Genomic DNA, 20982 nt, shown 5'->3' with positions numbered 1-20982 from the left:
GACCTCTTATTTTAATTAATAATTAAAAACCTTTTCCAAACTGAAAATGGAACAACCATTGTGGGTCTTTCCCATCAACACTTCTTCTGTCGAAACCATAGCCATAATCAAATCCGAGTAATCCAATAGGATTTATTAAAACTCTTGCGCCTACACCTACTGAACGTTTTAAGTCAAAGAAATTTGTTTGTTTTATGTCGAAAAATACATTACCAGCTTCTGCAAATGCAAGTAAGTAGATAGGAATTGGTTCTAATGCTAAAGCTGTTCTGAATTCGAAAGTATATTTAACCATTACCCGACTACCAATCACATTTCCACCTGCATCAACTATTCCCAAACTTCTATCCTCATATCCGCGCAATGGAACTGTTGCTATAATCATTCCATTGCCCCCCATGTAATAAAAATCAAATGGATTTATTTTTTTGAAATCGCCAAGATTGTGAATATATCCAAGATTTGTATTAGCATAAAGAACAAATCTGTTAGAATTGAATAAAGGTTTATACCATTCTGTTGATAAATCAATTTTATAATAATCGACATTTCCTGGAAGAAGTGGACCCCCAGATAATTCAGCATTCAGAGCAAATTTAGAACCTCTTGATGGGAATATAGGATTATCGATATCTGTTCTTGTAATTGCTGTTCCAATCGTGTATTGTCTTGTTAAACCTTCAATATAAAATCCACCACCATCAATAATATCATTATATTGAAATCTGAATGAGCCTTGAACATAGAAAAAGTCATCTGGCCATGTTAATCTTCTTCCAAGTCTAAATGATATACCAGATTGACGCATATCATAAACATATCTTTGTCGTGTATCAAACAAATCAAAACCAACTGAAGTTGGAGTGTCCATCAACCATGGTTCTGTAAATCCAAGAGAAAATGTTCTATAATAATTTCCTACACCAAACTGCCAGTTGAAGTTAAGAATTTGTCCACCTCCCATTTGGAAAGGTTCTGTAATTGAAAAATTAGTTAAAGTAAAACCAATCGCACCGCTGAAGCCAAATGCACCACTATAACCAACAGATGCATTTAAATAATCACTTGACTTTTCTTCTACTTTGTAAATTAAGTTTACTGTGCTGTCGTTAACAGGTCGATAGTCGATTCCACTTTTATAAAGACTTTCTGAATTGAAGTATTGCAAATTTGCAAGCTGCTGGAGACTTCTTAAAATTAATCCTCTGCTGAAGTAATAACCTGGAATTGTATAGAGTTCTCTTCTTATAACTTTATCTTTTGTTTTTGTGTTGCCCTGAATATCAACTTTTCCAATCTTAAAGCGATTGCCTTCATTAATTCTAATTATTATATCAATTGAATCTTCGGCAACTTTTTGTTCTTTAGCATCAATTGAAAATCCTAAATAACCATTATCCTGATAAAGTGATGAAACATCAGATTGCTTTTCGTTATAGTGCAGATTTTGATTAAACCTTTCATAATTGTAAACATCACCTTTCTTAAAACCAAGACGGTCAGTTAGAACTTCATCAGGATAAACTGTATTTCCTTCCCAGATAATATTTCTAACTTTGTATTGATTTCCTTCATAAACATCAATAATTAAATCTACATACTTTTTATCTTCAGAAAATATCAGTGTATCTTTTAAGATTACAAAATCTCTGTAACCATTTTTCTGATAGAATTTTGTTAAAAGCTCTTTATCTTTTTCGAATTTGTCTCTTTTGAAGTTTGCTGAAGACCAGAATTTCCACCATTTCTTTTCTTTTGTGTCATCGAATTCACTTTTTAAGTCATCATCGTCAAAAGCAGAATTACCATTAAAAACTATACTTCTAATTTTTACTTCGTTGCCTTCTTCTATATTAAGAATTACAAGAACTCTTTCTTTAATTCTATCAATTGAGTTGAACGATACGGCTTTTTTTAATTCGTATTTAGTTTGATATTCTTCTGAGAAATTTTTTTCATTTCTCCAGGTTACTGTAATTTCATCTTTGGATGTATCAGCTTTAAAAAAGATAAAATACTTTGGAGTAATCTTTGCATTAAGAAAACCTTCTTCGATGTAAAGTTCTTTTATCTTTTGAATTATCCTTGCTACTTCCTGAGGTTTAAGAGTTTGGCCACGGACAATAGTGATTTTTTTATTGATATTATCGGTACTGACTTCATCATTACCTTGGATTACAAATTGTTCAAGTCGGGGATATTCTTTTATTTTTATTTGAAGAAAAATTCCATCTTCAATTTTTTTCTCGATAATAATTTGGACATCCTGAAATATTCCTAAATTCCAGAGTCGCTGAATTGCATTATTTGTTTGGTCGCTCGGGATTGAAATTTCGTCGCCAACTTTTAAGCCTGTGTTTGCAATTATTGTGTTTGCATCTGCTGTTTTATTGCCTGTAACACTAATGCCGAGAATTTTATACGTTGTTTTCTGATATTGTGGATAAGTAATTGATGTTAAAAAGAAAAGAATTATAAAATAAATTGAGAATTTTTTGAAATTAAGTTCTGGCATTTTAATTCTTCTTGATGTTCTTCGATAATTGTTCACTTACTAAACCAAATCTTCTTTCTCTTTTTTGATAATCTTTAATAGCGTCAAGTAATTGTTTGCAACGAAAATCGGGCCATAAAATATCTGTTACATAAATTTCTGAATAAGCAATTTGCCATAAAAGAAAATTGCTAATTCTAAATTCACCACCACTTCTGATTAACAAATCAGGATTAGGCAAATCTGCAGTAGTAAGATTTTTTGAAATTAATTCTTCATTAATTGCATCGATAGAAATTTTTCCAGTAAGAACCTGTGCGCTTATATTCTTAACTGCTTCTACAAGTTCCCATCTGCCACCATAGCTTAATGCAAGATTTAATATCATCTTTGAGTTACCTGCAGTTTTGGCAATTGCATTATCAAGCTCCTTTTGAACTATTTCAGGCAGAGAATTTTTATCTCCAATTGTTGTTAATCGAATATTGTTTTTGTTTAGTTCGTCTGTTTCTTTTTTCAGACTTTTAACAATTAATTTCATTAAAGTAGAAACTTCTTCTTTAGGACGTTTCCAGTTTTCTGTAGAAAAAGTATAAAGTGTAAGAACATTTACACCAAGACCTATACAGGTTTCAACAATTATACGAACAGTCTCAACACCACGCTGGTGACCGGCAACTCGGGGTAAATTTCTTTTTTTAGCCCATCTGCCATTACCGTCCATTATAATTGCTATATGCTTAGGAATATTTCCTTTAGCTTTAACTTCTTCTATAGCTCTTCTTTCTTTATCTGTCAATCTAACTTTCAATTTAATTCTTTTTACCCCCTAATTTAGGCTCGAAAAAATACTCTCCCATGCTGTAAATGTCAAGGAATGTAAAAGAAACTTGCATTAATAAAATTTTTTTATCAAAAAATTGGAAGAGTTATGAATGTTTATTACAATATGGATCCATAGTAAATATTTTTAATTTTGTGATACAGTAAAGATTTTTGTTAAAATTATAAACTCACTTTTTATTTATTGTATTTGAAATAAAGTGAATTAGTTCTTTCTTATTTCTGTTATTAAATAGAGCTAATTGAATTTTTGCAAAAAATAATTAGAGGATTAAATGGCATTTGAAAAAACATGGAGATGGTTTGGTCCAAACGACCCAATATCATTAAGAGAAATTAAACAAGCGGGTGCAACAGGAATTGTTACTGCACTTCATCATATACCAGTTGGAGAAGTGTGGACAGTAGAAGAAATTTTAAAAAGAAAAACTGTTATTGAGTCTGAAGGTTTTACGTGGTCAGTTGTAGAAAGTGTTCCTGTTCATGAAGATATAAAAAAAAGAAAAGGCAACTACAAATTATATATTAATAATTATAAAGAAACTATTAGAAATTTAGGTAAATGTGGTATTGATACAGTATGTTATAATTTTATGCCTGTGCTTGATTGGTCACGTACAGATTTAGAAGCAGTCTATAAAGATGGTTCAATAACAACAAAATTTGAGACAAAAGCTTTTGCAGCTTTTGATTTATTTATTCTAAAAAGAAATGGAGCCGAAAAAGATTATACTGATGAACAAATAAAACAAGCAGAAATTTATTTCCAGAGTTTGAATGACAAACAAAAAGAAAAATTAATTAATACAATATTATTTGGATTGCCTGGTTCGTGGGAAGCTTATTCACTCGAGGAATTTCAAAAAGCTTTGGATGAATATGCCGATATAAGTGATGAAGACTTAAGAAATAATCTTATTGATTTTATTAAAGAAATAATTCCTGTTGCTGAAGAATCAAATGTATTTATGGTTATTCATCCTGATGATCCCCCACGTTCTTTACTTGGTTTGCCAAGAATAGTAAGTTCTAAAAGTAATATTGAAAAAATATTGAATGCTTTTAATTCACATAATAATGGATTAACATTATGCACAGGTTCTCTTGGAGCAGGTTTTCATAATGATGTTATTGATATAACAAGAAGTTTTGCAGATAGAATTAATTTTCTTCATTTAAGAAATGTTACAAGAAATTCTAATGGTGATTTTATGGAAGCAGACCATTTGAATGGAGATATTAATCTTTATGAAATAATGAAAATACTTCTTTATGAACAAAGAAAAAGAATTGATGCAGGAAGAAAAGATGTTAGAATGCCCATGCGTCCAGACCATGGTAGGCTTATGATTCCAGACCAAAATAAAAAAGGAATATATCCTGGTTATTCACTTTTTGGAAGAATGAGAGCATTAGCAGAATTAAGAGGATTAGAGCTCGGGATAATCTATTCAGAAAAATTATTTTAATTGTGATTATAACTTTTTTTTCTGAATGTATTTTGAAAATAATAATTAATTATTGCATGTTTAATTCATTAATTTGCATAAAAAATAATAGCCATGAAAAAATTTATATTACTTTTATTATTAATGCCTTTTAGTTTGATTTTGGCTCAATACAAATATGTCCCCTCAGAAGAAAATTTAAAAAATCGAAACTGGTTCCAAGATGCTAAGTTTGGGATGTTTATTCACTGGGGAATTTATAGTGTGCTAAGTGATGGCGAATGGGTGATGCAGAATAAAAGGATTGATAAAAAAACTTATGAACAAGTAGCAAATTTTTTTAATCCAATTGAATTTAATCCAAGTGAATGGGTATCGATAGCTAAAAATGCTGGAATGAAATACATAACAATTACAACCAGACATCACGATGGATTTTCGATGTTTCATACAAAACAATCTGACTGGAATATTGTAGACCGTACTCCATATAAAAAAGATATTATTAAAATGTTGGCTGATGAATGTGAGAAACAGGGAATTAAATTATTCTTTTATTATTCACTTGTTGACTGGTACCACAACGATTATTTCCCGCGAGGTTCAACAGGACAATATTCAAACAGACCAGATAGCGGTAACTGGAATAATTATATCAGTTTTATGAAAGAACAATTAAAAGAACTTTTAACAAATTATGGAAAAGTTACTGGTGTATGGTTTGATGGATTATGGGATAAAAAAGATGCTGAATGGAAATTGGATGAAATCTATAAACTCATTCATGAACTTCAACCAGGTTGTTTGATTGGTAATAATCACCATTTGCCTCCAATAGAAGGAGAAGATTTTCAGATGTTCGAAAAAGATTTGCCAGGTCAAAATACTTCTGGATTTAGTGGCCAGTCAAAAGTCGGCAATCTTCCTCTCGAAACTTGTGAAACAATGAACAACTCGTGGGGATTTAATTTGCTTGATAAAAATTACAAATCTGTAAAGGAATTAATACAATATCTTGTAAAAGCAGCAGGTAACAATGCAAACTTTTTACTTAATGTAGGTCCTATGCCAAATGGAAAAATTCAACCTGAATTTGTATCAAGACTTGAAGAAATTGGGAAATGGTTGAATCAATTTGGAGAGTCAATTTATGGGACACGTGGTGGACCTATCTCTCCAAAATCATGGGGTGTAACAACTCAAAAGGATAGCAAAGTTTTTGTTCATATACTTAATTACGAAAAACAAAATTTATTGATTCCAGACTTTGGGAAAAAAATTAAAAGCATTTCATTATTTGATGGAACAAAAGTTAGTTTTAAACAAGACTCATTTGGAATTGCAATAAAAATTCCCAAAGAAAAAATTGATGCAATTGATACAATATTAATAATCAATTATTAATAAAATTATAATTGATTCATTTGTGTAATTCAAAACAATTAAATACATATGCCAGCCGATAGAATTTTACCTCAACTTAAAATAGCATCAACTCTCTAATACAAATTTTGATTATTAATAAAAAGAAATTTCAAAAAATTATTTTGTTTTAATTTTTCATATAAAAGTACGATTCCCAAATTGTTTACAAAAAAATTAAAAAGTAATTTACTCAAACGTTTGATTTTCCATAAATAATAAAATATTTTTGCAAAATGAAATTATATTAAACCGTTTTAATTTTTCAATTTTGTTCAGGAAATGGGAATGAAAAAAATTACAATAGTTGATGTAGCTAAAAAAGCAGGTGTGTCGAAAGGAACTGTTTCGGCAGTAATTAATGGTAAAAACACAGTAAAACCTGAAACAAGAGAGCATATTTTAAAGGTAATGAAAGAATTGAATTTTAGACCGAAGGGTATAGCAAGAAATCTTAAAAATGGTAATCAGGATAAGAGCATTGGTATTATAATCAAAGATATTAATTATCCATTTTATACAGCGATTGCATCTGGAGTCAAAGAGTATGCAAATAGTAAAGGTTATTCTGTTATCATTACCAGTTCAGAAAATAATCATGAAAGCGAGAAAAAGTTTTCTCATTTATTTTCTACTAAAGATATAAAAGGTGCAATCATAGCCCCAATTGTAGAAGGCACAGCAGAAATAGAACATCTATTTAATTTAAGAATGTTGAACTTTCCCTTTGTACTTCTGGAAGATGTGAAAGGAATACAAGCAAATGTAGTTGCAATAGATAATTTGAAAGCAATTAAAAAAGCTGTAAAATATTTAATGGATAATGGACATACAAAAATTGTTCATTTTGCAGGACCACCACATTCATCACATACTCAGGAAAGAATTGAAGGATTTCGTCATGCATTTAGTGAAAGCACTCTGGTCTTTCATCCCGATATGATTGTTCCTGTAGGAAGTGATTATGATGAGAGTTACAAAAAAACAATTGAATATTTCAAGAAACGTAAAAAAGAAGATTATCCAACTGCAATAGTTTGTTTTAATGATTTACAAGCCCTTTCTGTTATGCTTGCTCTTAAAGACTTAAATATTCGTGTGCCTGATGATATATCAATAATTGGCAACGATGATATCTTTTATGCAAAAATTTATCCTGTACCATTAACAACAATTAGAGCTCCACAAAGAGAAATTGGGAAAAAAGCAGCTGAAATTTTAATACGCAATATTGAATCTTCAACATTGTTACCAGTTGAAAAGGTTGTTTTAGAAACAGAATTAATTATTAGAGAATCTACAAAAGTTCTAAAAAAGGATTGATTCTTTTAGCACAAAACTTATAATCATGAAATCATGTCTCAATAAATGTTTATTCCGTAAATAGTTTTAAAAATTATTCCCGCCGAGATTACTTTTCTTAATTCTTGTTGACATTTAAAAAAAATGTTTCTTATATTTAATCGGTTCAATAAATGTTGAACTGATAAAAAGAAAAGTACTTTAATATTCTTGAGTATAATAATAATTAAGAATAAAGATTTGTTTTAATCTATTTTAATTTTATTGACAGCAATAAAATCTTTTTATAAATAAAAAACTCTTAACAATTACTGAGGTTAAAAGTGCAAACAACTCAAGAAAAACTTTCATTAAAAGAAAAAATTGGTTACAGCCTTGGAGATACTGCTTCCAATTTGTATTTCCAGACATTCATGCTTTTCTTAATGTACTTTTATACTGATGTATTTGGACTTCCAGCTGCAACTGTTGGGACAATGTTTTTAATTACCAGAATTTGGGATACTGTTAATGACCCGATTATGGGGACTATTGCAGACAGGACAAATACAAGATGGGGCAAATTTAGACCTTACCTGATTTGGGTATCAATTCCCTTTGGAATTATGGGAGTTCTTACATTTACAACACCAAACTTTGATGTAACCGGTAAATTAATTTATGCTTATGTTACTTATAATTTATTAATGATGGCATACACTGCAATTAATGTCCCTTATTCTGCTCTTATGGGAGTTATTACGCCTAATTCTCTTGAAAGAACAGAAATTTCATCATTCAGATTTGTAGCTGCATTTGTTGGTGGATTGATTGTTCAGGCTTCTACAATGTCTTTAGTAAAATATTTTGGCAAGGGAAATGAAGCACTTGGCTGGCAATGGGCTATGGGTTGTCTTTCGGTTCTGGCTGTTATTTTATTTTTAATTACATTTTTGACAACTAAGGAACGAGTTTATCCTCCTAAAGAACAAAAAAGTAATTTTAAGCAGGATATAAAAGATTTAATTCATAATAAACCATGGTTATTAATTGCAGGGGCAACAGTATTTCAGTTATTATATGTTGTGGTTCGTAATTCATCAATTATGTATTATTTCAAATATTATGTAAAAGATCAACAGTTAAACATTCTATTCTGGAAAGGAGAAGTTTCTTTTGATGTTTTAGCCTCTTCATTTATGCTCTCAGGAACAATTGTTACAATTATAGGAGCAATTCTAACCAAATGGCTTGCTAAAAAATTTGATAAAAAGAATACTTATGCAGGTGCATTAATATTAAGCTCGATATTTTGTGCATTATTTTATATACTGAAACCGCAGGATGTTTTGATAACTTATCTATTAAATCTTTTCATCTCATTTGCTTTAGGTCCTGTTTCTGTTCTTCAATGGGCAATGTATACAGATACTGCAGATTTTTCTGAATGGAAAAATGGAAGAAGAGCAACAGGTTTGTTAATGGCTGCATCTCTTTTCTCGTTAAAACTTGGTCTTACTCTCGGCGGTGCAATTGTAGGTTGGCTATTAGCTTATTATGGATTTGTTGCTAATCAAGAACAAACATTAGAAACCATAAACGGAATTAAATTACTAATGAGTATCTATCCAGCTATTGCTGGTTTGATTGGTGGCTTATTGATGATTTTATATCCTCTGAATAATAAAATGATGGAAAAAATTGAAGTTGAACTTGCTGCAAGAAGAGCAAATTAAATTGACTAATTATACTTTATTAATTTGGGAGGTAAAATTATGAAGTATAAATTACATTTAATTATCAGTGTTTTTTTGCTTTTTGTACCTATCAGTGGATTCATTGCACAACCAATAAATCCTAATGGTAGCTTTGAAGAAGCAACATATGGTCCAGTAGTAGATACAGATGCAGCTGGTTGGAGTTTACTTGTCGGTGGAAACGGCAAAGCATATTTTGAAATTGTAGATAATCCAGTTTATGATGGAATAAAAGCATTAAAGGTTATTATCGATGCACTCGGTTCAAATGCCTGGGATATTCAGGTTGTAAATGAACCATTTACAGTAAAACCAAATACAAAATATAAATATTCTATAATGGCAAAGGCGGATAAATTAGGACCGGTTGTTAATTTCACTGTTGGAGAACCAGTTACTTATAGAGAATGGGGAAGAGCTCATCAGGTAGTTATGACAACAGAATGGCAGCAAGTAACATTTGAATTTACTACTCCAGCTGGAGTAACAGAAGGAAGAGCCCCAATTCATTTGAGTGAAAGTATGAATAGTATATACCTCCCAATTATATATTACTTCGATGATTTGAAGATTACAGAAGTAACTGTTGATGTAGAAAATGAAAATCAAAAACCGCTGACTTACAATCTATATCAAAATTATCCCAATCCATTTAATCCAATAACTACAATTGAATTTGCATTGCCAGTTAGCGGAAAAGTACGTTTATCTCTCTATGATATTCTTGGAAGAAAAGTTAAAGAAATTGCTTCTGGTATTTTTGATGCTGGCAACCATAAAATAAAACTTGATGCATCAAATTTAACTTCAGGAATTTATTATTATAAATTAGAAGCAAATGATTTTATTAGTGTGAAAAAGTTAATTCTCATGAAATAAGTCTCTTAATCCAGATGTGGGGAACTTGGTTTTAATGAATGGTGCCTCCATTTTCAAGTTCCCCATTCTTGTTTATAAAATTCTCTGAGGTAATAATGAAATTAAAAATTTTCATTTTGAGTTTAATATTCCTTTCATTAACACATTGTAAAATTTTTTCAAATGAGTTTATTAATCCAGATAAGCAGAGTAAATCAAAAGGAGCATTTTATTCAAAATATTATCCTAACTTATTTGTTGAATTGCTAAGCAAAAAAGAAGACGAGGTTAAATTAAAAATTGATAATGCTTTCCAAAAATTATTTTATGGAGATGACAATACTGAACGAGTTTATTATCCTGTTGGTTCTGATATGGCTTATATAAAAGATATCTGGAATGACGATGTTCGAACAGAAGGAATGTCATATGGAATGATGATTGCCGTTCAATTAAACAAGAAAGAAGAATTTGATAGATTGTGGAAATGGGCAAAAACTTATATGCAGCATAAATCTGGACAAAGAGAAAATTATTTTGCCTGGCACTGTAAAGATAATGGAGAAAAGCTTGATTCAAATTCTGCATCAGATGGTGAAGAATGGTTTGTTACTGCTTTACTTTTTGCATCTGCAAGATGGGGCGATGGTGAAGGAATTTTCAATTATAAAAATGAAGCTCAAAAAATTTTGGATGCAATGCTCTCAAAAGCTGATTCTTCAGATAAGAGAAATGTTGTGACCAATATGTTTAATAAAAAAGAAAAACAAGTTGTTTTTGTACCTGCAGGAGAAGCTGATGATTTTACTGACCCTTCATATCATCTTCCGCACTTTTATGAAATCTGGGCTACCTTAAGTAATACAAATAATCATTTCTGGTGTGATGCTGCTAAAGTGAGCAGGGAATTTTGGAAAAAGACTGTTAACCCTAAAACTGGATTAGCACCAGATTATGCAAATTTTGATGGAACACCTATTGACCCTTGGAATGGAGGTCACAATAATTTTCAATATGATGCCTGGCGTGTTGCAATGAATATTGCTGTTGATTATATCTGGTTCAAAAAAGATGAATGGGCAATTGAACAATCAAATCGACTATTAAAATTTTTCTATTCTCTTGGAATTAAAGATTATCCGAATCTTTATACTCTCGATGGCAAGCCTCTTTCTAAAGAAAGAAGTCCAGGTTTAATTGCTATGAATGCAGTTGCGGCTTTGTCATCAACAGATGATATTCGTAAAGATTTCGTAGAAGAATTATGGAACCTTCCCGTTCCAAGTGGACGCGGAAGATATTATGATGGGATGCTTTATATGCTCGCTTTACTTCAAGTCAGCGGCAATTTTAAGATTTACTTGCCTGATGGAATTTATAAAAATTTTTGTGAATAAAGGGAATAATTATGAAGCCAAAAATTTATTTAATAATTATTTCATTTTTGATTTACAATTCATATCTATTTGCACAGATTGATAATTATGTATCAACAAAAAAAGACAAAGATTATTTTACACTTTCTGCATATGGGAAATCGGCTCCAATAATTTATAGCTCGAAAGATTATCCTGGTGTTATAAAAGTAATAAAACATCTTCAAAATGATATTGAAAAAGTAACAGGTGCAAAACCTCAATTAATTAATGATGATATTATAAATGATAAAGAAATTATAATTGTTGGAACACTTGGTAAAAGCCCTTTAATAGATAAACTTATTGAAGAAAAAATTATTAATGTGGATGAATTAAAAGGTAAGTGGGAAAAATTTAATATTCAGGTAGTAGAGGGTTCTTCATTAAATGTTAAAAAAATTTTAGTAATTGTCGGAAGTGACAAAAGAGGAACAATATTTGGTTTATATGATTTGTCAGAAAAAATTGGTGTTTCACCCTGGTATTGGTGGGCTGATGTTCCAGTAAAAAAGAAAAAAGAAATTTATATCAAACCTGGAATTTTTACACTTGGTGAACCGAAAATAAAATATCGTGGAATATTTATTAATGACGAGGCACCTGCACTTACAGGCTGGGCTTATGAAAAATTTGGAGGGTTCAATAGTAAATTTTATGAAAAAGTTTTTGAATTAATACTTCGCCTTAAAGGAAATTTTCTCTGGCCAGCAATGTGGGGCAAATCATTTTTTGTTGATGATACACTCAATCCAAAATTGGCTGATGAATATGGTATTGTTATCAGTACATCACATCACGAACCAATGATGCGGGCACATGTTGAATGGTCTAAATTTGGCAAAGGTCCATGGAATTATGAAAAGAATGATAGCGTATTAAGAGAATTCTGGCGTGAAGGAATTCGTAGAATGGGCTCTTATGAAAGCATTGTTACAATTGGTATGCGCGGCGATGGTGATGAACCAATGAGTGAAGAATCTAACATTGCTTTGCTTGAAAGAATTGTGAGAGACCAGAGAAAAATTCTTGAAGAAGTAACAGGAAAAAAAGCAGAAGAAATTCCACAGGTTTGGGCTTTGTATAAAGAAGTTCAGGATTATTATGAAAAAGGAATGAAAGTTCCTGATGATGTAACTTTACTTCTTTGTGATGATAACTGGGGTAATATTCGTAAACTTCCTGCGTTAAATGAAAAACCACGTAAAGGTGGATATGGAATTTATTACCATTATGATTATGTCGGCGGTCCAAGAAATTATAAATGGCTCAACACAAATCAAATTGAAAGAGTATGGGAACAAATGCATTTAGCGTATGAATATGGTGCAAGACAAATCTGGGTTGTAAATGTTGGTGACATTAAACCAATGGAATTTCCAATTAGCTTTTTCCTTGATTATGCCTGGAATCCAGATTTAATACCTTTAGAAAAATTACCCGAGTACTCTCAAAATTGGGCTGAAAAACAATTTGGCAAAAAATATTCTAAAGAGATTGGTGAGATTCTAAACAAATACACAAAATATAATTCACGACGTAAGCCTGAATTACTTTCACCTGATACTTATAGCCTTGTTAATTATCGAGAATTTGAAAATGTTGTTAATGATTATAATGATTTATTAGAAAAAGCAAAAAGAATCAACAACCAAATTCCTTCAGAATATAAAGATGCTTACTATCAACTTGTTTTGCATCCTGTTGAAGCCTGTGCTAATTTGAATGAACTTTATTATGTTGTTGCAAAAAATAGATTGTATGCAAAGCAAGGAAGAGCTTTAACAAATAGTTTAGCAGATTATGCTGAAAAATTATTTGAAAAAGATTCTTTAATTACTGTTAAATATCATAGTCTCGGAAATGGTAAATGGAATCACATGATGTCGCAGACTCATATTGGCTATACTTATTGGCAGCAGCCGGATAAAAATATAATGCCGGAGGTAAAGAGAATTAATTTGTTAGATATTGCAGAGATGGGTGTTGCAGTAGAAGGTTCAGAAAATTGGTATCCTTCAAATAATGATGAAGCTAATTTACCTGAGTTTGATGTTTTTAATAAACAATCATATTATCTGGAAATTTTCAATAAAGGGAAAGTTCCATTTAAATATTCTATAAAAGCCAAAGACAAATACTTAAAAATAGATAAAGCATATGGCATAATTAACACAGAAAAAAGAATCTGGATTTCTGTTGATTGGAATAAAGCACCTAAAGGGAAAAACTTATCAAAAATTTTTGTTGAAGGAACAGGTAAAAAAGTAATAATAAATTTAGTGGTTAATAATCCTGCAGAACCAAAAGTAGCAAAAGAACATCTTTTCATAGAAAGCAATAATTATATTTCAATTGAAGCAGAAAATTTTTCTAAAGCAGTAAATTCGAATAATGTTAATTGGGTTGTTATTCCTAACCTGGGGAGAACATCATCAGCAGTTACTGTATTCCCTGTAACTTCACTTTCACAAAAATTGAGTAATGATAGTCCACACTTAGAGTATAATGTTTACCTTTTTTCGAGTGGTGAAATAAAAGTTAGTTTATATTTTTCTCCCACAATGAATTTTACACATAATCCAGAAGGTATTCGTTATGCCGTGTCTTTTGATGATGAGTCACCACAAATTTTTAATATGACGTCGAATCCAAATCCTCCTGATTTAAATCGTGACCCCGTCTGGAATAAATGGGTTGCAGATAATATTAACATACAAACTTCAACTCATAATATTAAATATTCCGGGAATCATGTTTTGAAGATTTGGATGATTGACCCTGGAATTGTAATTCAAAAAATTGTAATTGATGCTGGTGGAGTAAAAAATAGTTACTTAGGTCCTCCAGAAAGTTTTAATGGGAAATTAGTTCTAAAGAAATAATATTCTAAAAAAGAACTGCAGGGTGATTTCGTTATAATGATTAAATAAAGAAAAAAGCAAATAAAGCTCTTTGAAATTATGAATTCATTTTAGATTCTTCGTCGTCCACCTATCGGTGGGACTCTTCAGAATGACAGAAAAAGTAAAATTGTCATTCTGACCCCGGCAAAGGCGGGGAAGAATCTCTATAAGAATTTTGATGGTGAATAAAATACTTTTGTAAGCAAAATGCTTTTATCAAAATAAGATAACACTCCACCTGAACTTTTATTTTGGAATAAAAGGAGAAGTTAACGTCCCTCTCTTTTAAGAGAGGGATTTAGGGTGAATTCGTAAAAGAGATAAAATAAAGAAAAATAAGTAAAGCTCTTTGAAAATATGGGTTTTTTAGATTCTTCTTCCACCAAATGGCGGACTCAGAATGAAATGCAGGAAAAGATAAACTCAGTAATTATGAATCCGTCATAGCTGAGTAAGAATCTTTTAGTCAATGAGAGTGAAAATAATTTATAATTTTTTCTGATGAAATTAATGGAATAAATCATGAAAAAGCTTTTTTTACCAATTTACATTTTATTATTTGTTAATTTCTCTTTTGCTCAAGAGAAATTACAATTTGCAAATCCTATACTTGCAGGATTTTATCCCGACCCAAGCATTTGCAGAGTAGGTAATGATTACTATCTGGTTAATTCTACATTTGCTTATTTTCCTGGCATCCCAATTTTTCAAAGTAAAGATTTAGTAAACTGGAAATTAATTGGTCATGTAATTGATAGAGTTGAACAAGCAAATTTTAATGGATTAGGGGTCTCGCGTGGTATATTTGCTCCAGCAATTAGTTACCATAATGGAATATTTTATGTTACATGCACGCTTGTTGATGCTGGTGGAAATTTTGTGGTAACTGCAAAAGACCCAAAAGGTCCGTGGTCAAATCCCGTATGGATTCCTGAAATAAATGGCATCGACCCTTCATTATTTTTTGATGATGATGGAAAAGCTTACATAATTTATAACAGTGTAGCTCCAGATAACAAACCTCTTTATGATGGTCATCGAACCATTCGAATTTATGAATTTGATATAGAAAATCTCAAAGTTAAAGGTGAAGAAAAAATTCTCATTAATGGTGGTACTGATATTTCAAAGAAACCAATCTGGATTGAAGGACCTCACATTGTTAAGAAAGATGGTTATTACTTTTTGATTTGTGCAGAAGGCGGAACCGCAGAACAACATTCAGAAGTTGTATTCAGAAGCAAAAATGTTTTTGGTCCATATGAATCATATAAAAATAATCCAATACTTACTCAGCGGCATTTAAATCCCAAAAGAAATTTTCCGATTACATCAACTGGACATGCAGATTTTGTTGAAACACAAAATGGTGATTGGTGGGCTGTATTTTTAGGGTGCCGACCTTATCCACCTTATGAAGAAAATTATTACAATACAGGACGAGAAACATTTTTAGCTCCAGTAAAATGGATTGACGGCTGGCCTGTTATTAATCCTGATTTTGAAGAAGTGCAATATTTTTATCCGTATCCTCTTAAACCCAATAAAAAATTTGCTATTAGAAAATATGGTGGGAATTTTACAATTCATGATGATTTTAATACTAAAGAATTATCAAAAGATTGGATTTTTTTAAGAACACCATTAGAAAAATGGTTTGAATTGAAAAATGGAAAATTGAGAATTAAACTAAGACCTGAAACCTGCGCAGGTAAGTCAAATCCAAGTTTCATTGGCCATCGACAACAGCATCAAAATTGTTCTGCAACAATTAAATTAAATTTTTTGCCTCAAGCAGAATATGAAAAAGCTGGTATCATAATTTTTCAGAATGAAAATCATTTTTACTTTTTATGTAAATCTATTAAGAATGGTTTACCTGTTGTTCAACTTTTTAAATCTACAAACACAGAAGATTTGGAATTGTTAGAGGAAAAATTTTTAACTAAAAAAGAGATGAATAAAGAACTTATACTTCAAATAGAAGCGAAGGGTAAGGATTATTCTTTTTATTATGGATTTAATAAAAATAATCTTACACTATTAAAAGAAAATGTTGATGGAACATTCTTGAGTACAAAAGTAGCAGGTGGTTTTGTTGGAGCAGTATTTGGTCTTTATGGCTCTTCACATGGTAATATCAGTAATGCATATGCATACTTCGATTGGTTTGAATACAAAGGCAATGATGATGTTTATAGTTTATTGAAGTTAAAGAAAGGAGAGTAAAATGAACTGGAAAAAAATTATAAGCTTACTTTTTATTTTTATAATATTTATTATAAACATAAACTTAGTTGCTCAACCCTTGGCTTTTGGAAAAGAAAAATTTTTAGGAAATGTTTTTGGATTTTCTGGTGTTCCACTGAAATTTGATGATTACTGGAATCAAATTACACCTGAGAATAATACTAAATGGGCTTCTGTTGAATCAGTCCGTGATTATTATAATTGGAGCCGTGTTGATGAAATTTATTATTATGCTAAACAAAGAGGTTATCCATTCAAATTTCATACTTTAGTATGGGGACAACAATACCCCAATTGGATTACAACATTAAGTCTTGAAGAACAGCGAGAAGAAGTTGAAGAGTGGATACGGCTTGTGGGTGAAAGATATCCAGACATTGATATGGTTGATGTTGTAAACGAACCATTACCAAATCATGCACCTGCACCTTACAAAGATGCACTGGGTGGTTCAGGCAAAACAGGCTGGGATTGGGTTATTCAAGCTTTTGAATGGGCAAGAAAATATATCCCAAAAGCAAAATTAATATTGAATGATTATAACATAATTAATGATAGCTACAATACTACTCAATTACTCAACATTATAAATCTACTGAAAGAGAGAAATTTAATTGATGGAATTGGGATTCAGGGTCATCGATTTGAATTAGAAAGTACTTCAATTAATACATTAAAAAACAATCTCGATAGATTAGCAGCCACTGGATTGCCAATTTATATTTCTGAATTTGATCTTGGAAATCTTGGTGATTCTGGCAATCCTGATGATGCTAAACAACTTGAACTTTATCAAAAAATTTTTCCAATTCTCTGGGAACACCCTGCTGTTAAGGGAATTACTTTCTGGGGATATATAGAAGGACAAATCTGGCAAAAGACATGCTTTTTGATAAAATCAGATGGAACTGAAAGACCAGCTATGAAATGGTTACGTCAATATCTTACATCAAAAAATAGTTTTAGAACTGTTAATAGTGGAAACTGGAATGACTTAAATATTTGGGAAGAATATGATGGAACAACATGGATTAAACCTGCAACAAAATCTCCAGATGCAACAGGTGATTTAATTATTATTCAAAATGGTCATACTATTACATTAAATACTAAAGACACTGTTGACCAGATGTCAATTGCACAGGGGGGAAAACTAATTATTACAAAAGGTGCAGAATTGAAAATAAAAGATGGTTATGGAGTTGATTTGTCTGTTAATGGAATTATTGAAAATTATGGGACAATTATTAAAGATTCTTCTGCAACAATTAGTTTTCAGGATGGAAGTAAATATTATCATAATCAGGATGGAGGTGAAGTTCCTTTTGCTTTGTGGGCTTCTGGTTCAATTATTGAATTTGATAGCATAAAAGTTACACCACCAAAAAATGCTAATCAAAATTTTTATCATCTTATATGGAATTGTCAAGAACAAACAAAATCAATTTCATTAGGTTGGAATGGAAATATAATCGGTGGAAATGTAAATGTAATTAGTACGGGAAGCGGCAGATTATTATTAAGTAACCCTATAAATGTTCTCAACAATATTATCAACGTAAAAATTTTAGGAGATTTGAATCAAAGTGGTGGAGAATTAGCTGCACAAATTCCAATCATAGATATTTCGAGTGTTATTATAGAACTTAACGGAAATCTTAATGTTACTGGTGGAAAATTTTTTATTAATCCTGCAGAAAAGACTACAATAATTGTTGATTCATTTGACCCGGAAGGGCAAATTTATTATTCACAAAACAATCAACAATATTTTGGAACTACCTGGAAAATTAATCAAGGGAATGTATCAATTAAAAATGCCGTCGTAGGAAATTATTATAAAGGGAAAATAGAATTCTCCAGACAAAATGGAATTCAATCATTAATTCTTGAAAATGTTCAATATGCAACTGGTGGGTTATCAGTTGAAGTAGACAGCAGTGTTATTTTGAATATTGGCACAAGTGAGTTAAAAGGCGAGGGTGACTTCATTTTGAATAAAGGAGCTGCTTTGCAAACAGCTCATAATTTGGGTCTTGATGGTTCAATTAATGTTAATGGTGAAAAAATTTTAAGTCCTGAAGCAAGTTATATTTTTAATGGCAGCAATGCTCAAATAACGGGCAATTCAATTCCAGATTCTGTAAGTTCATTAATAATAGATAATAATCTTGGTTTAACATTATCAAAGACAATTAAGGTGAACAATTCACTTGAAATCAAAAAAGGGCAATTGCTTCTCGGAGGTAATCAATTAATTTATAGTAAAGATGCAACATTAAAATACACTGGAAGCACAGCACAAATTACAAGAGATGAAGAATTCCCCGAAGTTAATGGTCCAAAGAATATTTTAATTACAAATTTAAATCCAGGTGTAACTCTACATGCATCAAGAAAAATTGAAGGTAAATTAGAACTGCAAGGTAAATTAAAATTAGGGAATAACAATCTTGAAGTAGCTGAAGCAATAAGCGGGGGAACTTCCAGATATGTTATCACTGATGGCAGTGGTGAACTAAGGATATCAGCTGGAAATTCAGAAGTTTTATTCCCTGTTGGTACTGTCACTTCGTATGCACCAGTGTGGATTGAAAATAAAGGGACTAAAGATTTAATTGGTGTGCGCGTAGAAGATGATAAAATTCCAGCAGCAGCGGGAGGAAGAGTTTTAGCTAAGTGGTTCATTAATGAGGCTGTTGCCGGTGGCGGAAATTATTCACTTAAATTTGGCTGGATAATTACACTTGAAGATGCACAATTTAGACAGGATAGAAATGCAAATGCATATATTTTTAATCTTATAGATACAACTGAAGCAGGCAGTGGAGCTTATGAAAAAGAATTAACAAGACAACCTTTTACAATTAAAAGAGGTGGTATTGATAAATTAGGAATTTTTAGTGTCGGTAAGTTTAGTACTATTACAGATGTTGCAGAAAATCATGTAATTCAAGATAATTTTTATTTGAGTCAGAACTATCCAAATCCATTTAATCCTGTGACAATAATAAAATTTACAATTCCTAATTCATCAGGAATTAACAAAACAATATTGAGAATTTTTGATGTCCTTGGAAACGAAATTGAAACATTAATTGATGAAGTTAAATCTCCAGGAACTTACGAAGTTAAATTTGATGCTTCAAAATATTCAAGTGGAGTTTATTTCTACAAATTACAATGTGGTAATTTTGTGCAAGTAAAAAAAATGATGTTAATGAAATAAAATTTTTCATAAAATAAATATGGTAACTTAATATGGAAGAATTAATTAATCGAATTACAATTTGCATTGAAAGGGGAAAAGTTAATTTAGCTTCTCCATACCCTCCGGATTTAAGAGGACAGGAAGGAGCAGATGAATTGACTATAAAAGCACTTGAAGCTGGTTTACAACCGAATGATATTCTTAATGCATGTAACGAAGGAATGAAAAGAATTGGTGATAAGTTCAGTCGTAATGAAGTTTTTGTGCCTGAGTTATTAATGGCTGCGAAAGCAATGCAAGCAGTAATGAACCACCTCAAACCATATTTTCAAAAAGGTATTGTTGAAAAAAAAGGAAAATTTATAATTGGAACAGTTGCAGGTGATTTGCACGACATAGGTAAAAATCTTGTAAGTATGGTTGTAGAAGGCAATGGTTATGAAGTAATTGATTTGGGGGTTGATGTAAAGCCAAATAAATTTTTAGATGTAATAAAACAAAATCCAAGTAGTGTAGTAGGTTTAAGTGCATTACTTACAACGACAATGCAGAATATGGCAATTACTGTGAAAGAAATAAAAGAACATTTCCCAGATGTAAAAATAATTGTAGGAGGAGCACCACTTACAGAAGAAGCAGCAGAAAAAATGGGAGCCGATGCTTACGGTCCAAATCCTCAAAGCGCTGTGGAATTTCTTGAAAGTTTGAAAGTTAATTGAAATGAAAAGATAAGTTTATTCAGTCATTTTGACCGGTTGCTGGCGTAGAAGAATCTTTTATTTTGATAATGAAAAAAAATTCTTTGTTAAAAAAGTTCTTATTAAAATTAGATAACTCAACCTCGTTCTTCGTCAAAATCGGACGGAATTTGTTGATCTGCTCTTAAGAAGAGAAGGGGGAAATTAAATTTACAAGTGCCTCTCTTTCTAAGAGAGGGATTATTGGGAGAGTTCATGTAATGATTAAATAAAGAAAAAAGCAAATAAGGTTCTTTGAAATTATGAAATCATTTTAGATTCTTCGTCGTTTACCATTTGGCGGTCTCCTCAGAATGACATGAAAGAAAAATACAGTCATTCTGAATGGAGCGAAGCGAT

Annotated in this window: 12 protein-coding genes; 10 read left to right on the top strand and 2 right to left on the bottom strand. The window is 31.1% G+C overall.

All coding sequences use genetic code 11. From position 1 onward, the window contains the following. Positions 1–22 precede the first annotated feature (22 nt). Together bamA and uppS are read right to left on the bottom strand one after the other, a co-directional pair. Positions 23–2515, bottom strand: a complete 2493-nt coding sequence (gene bamA, locus VJY32_RS11175; RefSeq protein WP_353677999.1) for an outer membrane protein assembly factor BamA — start codon at positions 2513–2515, stop codon at positions 23–25. A gap of 1 nt (position 2516) precedes the next feature. After that, positions 2517–3305 carry an undecaprenyl pyrophosphate synthase gene (gene uppS, locus VJY32_RS11170; RefSeq protein ID WP_353677998.1) on the bottom strand — a complete coding sequence of 263 codons (789 nt, stop codon included), beginning with the start codon at positions 3303–3305 and terminating at the stop codon, positions 2517–2519. Positions 3306–3612: 307 nt separating this feature from the next. Between uppS and uxuA the strand changes: the two genes are divergently transcribed. The 10 genes from uxuA (at position 3613) to VJY32_RS11120 (ending at position 20604) form a co-directional block, all read left to right on the top strand. Next, positions 3613–4806, top strand: coding sequence for a mannonate dehydratase (uxuA, locus tag VJY32_RS11165; RefSeq protein WP_353677997.1), 1194 nt, complete (start codon positions 3613–3615; stop codon positions 4804–4806). A gap of 93 nt (positions 4807–4899) precedes the next feature. Further along, on the top strand, positions 4900–6189 hold the full coding sequence (locus VJY32_RS11160) for an alpha-L-fucosidase (RefSeq protein ID WP_353677996.1): 1290 nt from the start codon (positions 4900–4902) through the stop codon (positions 6187–6189). A gap of 306 nt (positions 6190–6495) precedes the next feature. Further along, positions 6496–7530, top strand: a complete 1035-nt coding sequence (locus tag VJY32_RS11155) for a LacI family DNA-binding transcriptional regulator (protein ID WP_353677995.1) — start codon at positions 6496–6498, stop codon at positions 7528–7530. Between the two features lie 302 nt (positions 7531–7832). After that, the gene (locus VJY32_RS11150; protein WP_353677994.1) at positions 7833–9224 is read left to right on the top strand and encodes an MFS transporter; all 1392 of its coding nucleotides are present in this window, start codon (positions 7833–7835) and stop codon (positions 9222–9224) included. 39 nt (positions 9225–9263) lie between these two features. Further along, positions 9264–10124: a T9SS type A sorting domain-containing protein gene (locus tag VJY32_RS11145; protein ID WP_353677993.1), complete on the top strand. Its 861-nt coding sequence runs from the start codon at positions 9264–9266 to the stop codon at positions 10122–10124. Between the two features lie 95 nt (positions 10125–10219). Continuing rightward, the gene (locus VJY32_RS11140; protein ID WP_353677992.1) at positions 10220–11500 is read left to right on the top strand and encodes a family 8 glycosyl hydrolase; all 1281 of its coding nucleotides are present in this window, start codon (positions 10220–10222) and stop codon (positions 11498–11500) included. Between the two features lie 11 nt (positions 11501–11511). After that, positions 11512–14403 carry a glycosyl hydrolase 115 family protein gene (locus VJY32_RS11135; RefSeq protein WP_353677991.1) on the top strand — a complete coding sequence of 964 codons (2892 nt, stop codon included), beginning with the start codon at positions 11512–11514 and terminating at the stop codon, positions 14401–14403. 543 nt (positions 14404–14946) lie between these two features. After that, a complete protein-coding gene (locus VJY32_RS11130; RefSeq protein WP_353677990.1) occupies positions 14947–16653 on the top strand; it encodes a glycoside hydrolase family 43 protein in 1707 nt (568 codons plus the stop codon). 1 nt (position 16654) lies between these two features. Then, entirely contained in the window at positions 16655–19903 is a 3249-nt protein-coding gene (locus tag VJY32_RS11125) for an endo-1,4-beta-xylanase (protein ID WP_353677989.1), read from the top strand. 32 nt (positions 19904–19935) lie between these two features. Further along, the gene (locus VJY32_RS11120) at positions 19936–20604 is read left to right on the top strand and encodes a cobalamin B12-binding domain-containing protein (RefSeq protein WP_353677988.1); all 669 of its coding nucleotides are present in this window, start codon (positions 19936–19938) and stop codon (positions 20602–20604) included. Positions 20605–20982: the final 378 nt, after the last annotated feature.

Origin of the sequence: Rosettibacter primus (genome assembly GCF_036860675.1) — a bacterium.
Taxonomy (GTDB): Bacteria; Bacteroidota; Ignavibacteria; order Ignavibacteriales; family Melioribacteraceae; genus Rosettibacter; species Rosettibacter primus.
The sequence above is the reverse complement of the archived record's forward strand: the minus strand, read 5'-3'. Positions and strand labels throughout refer to the sequence as shown.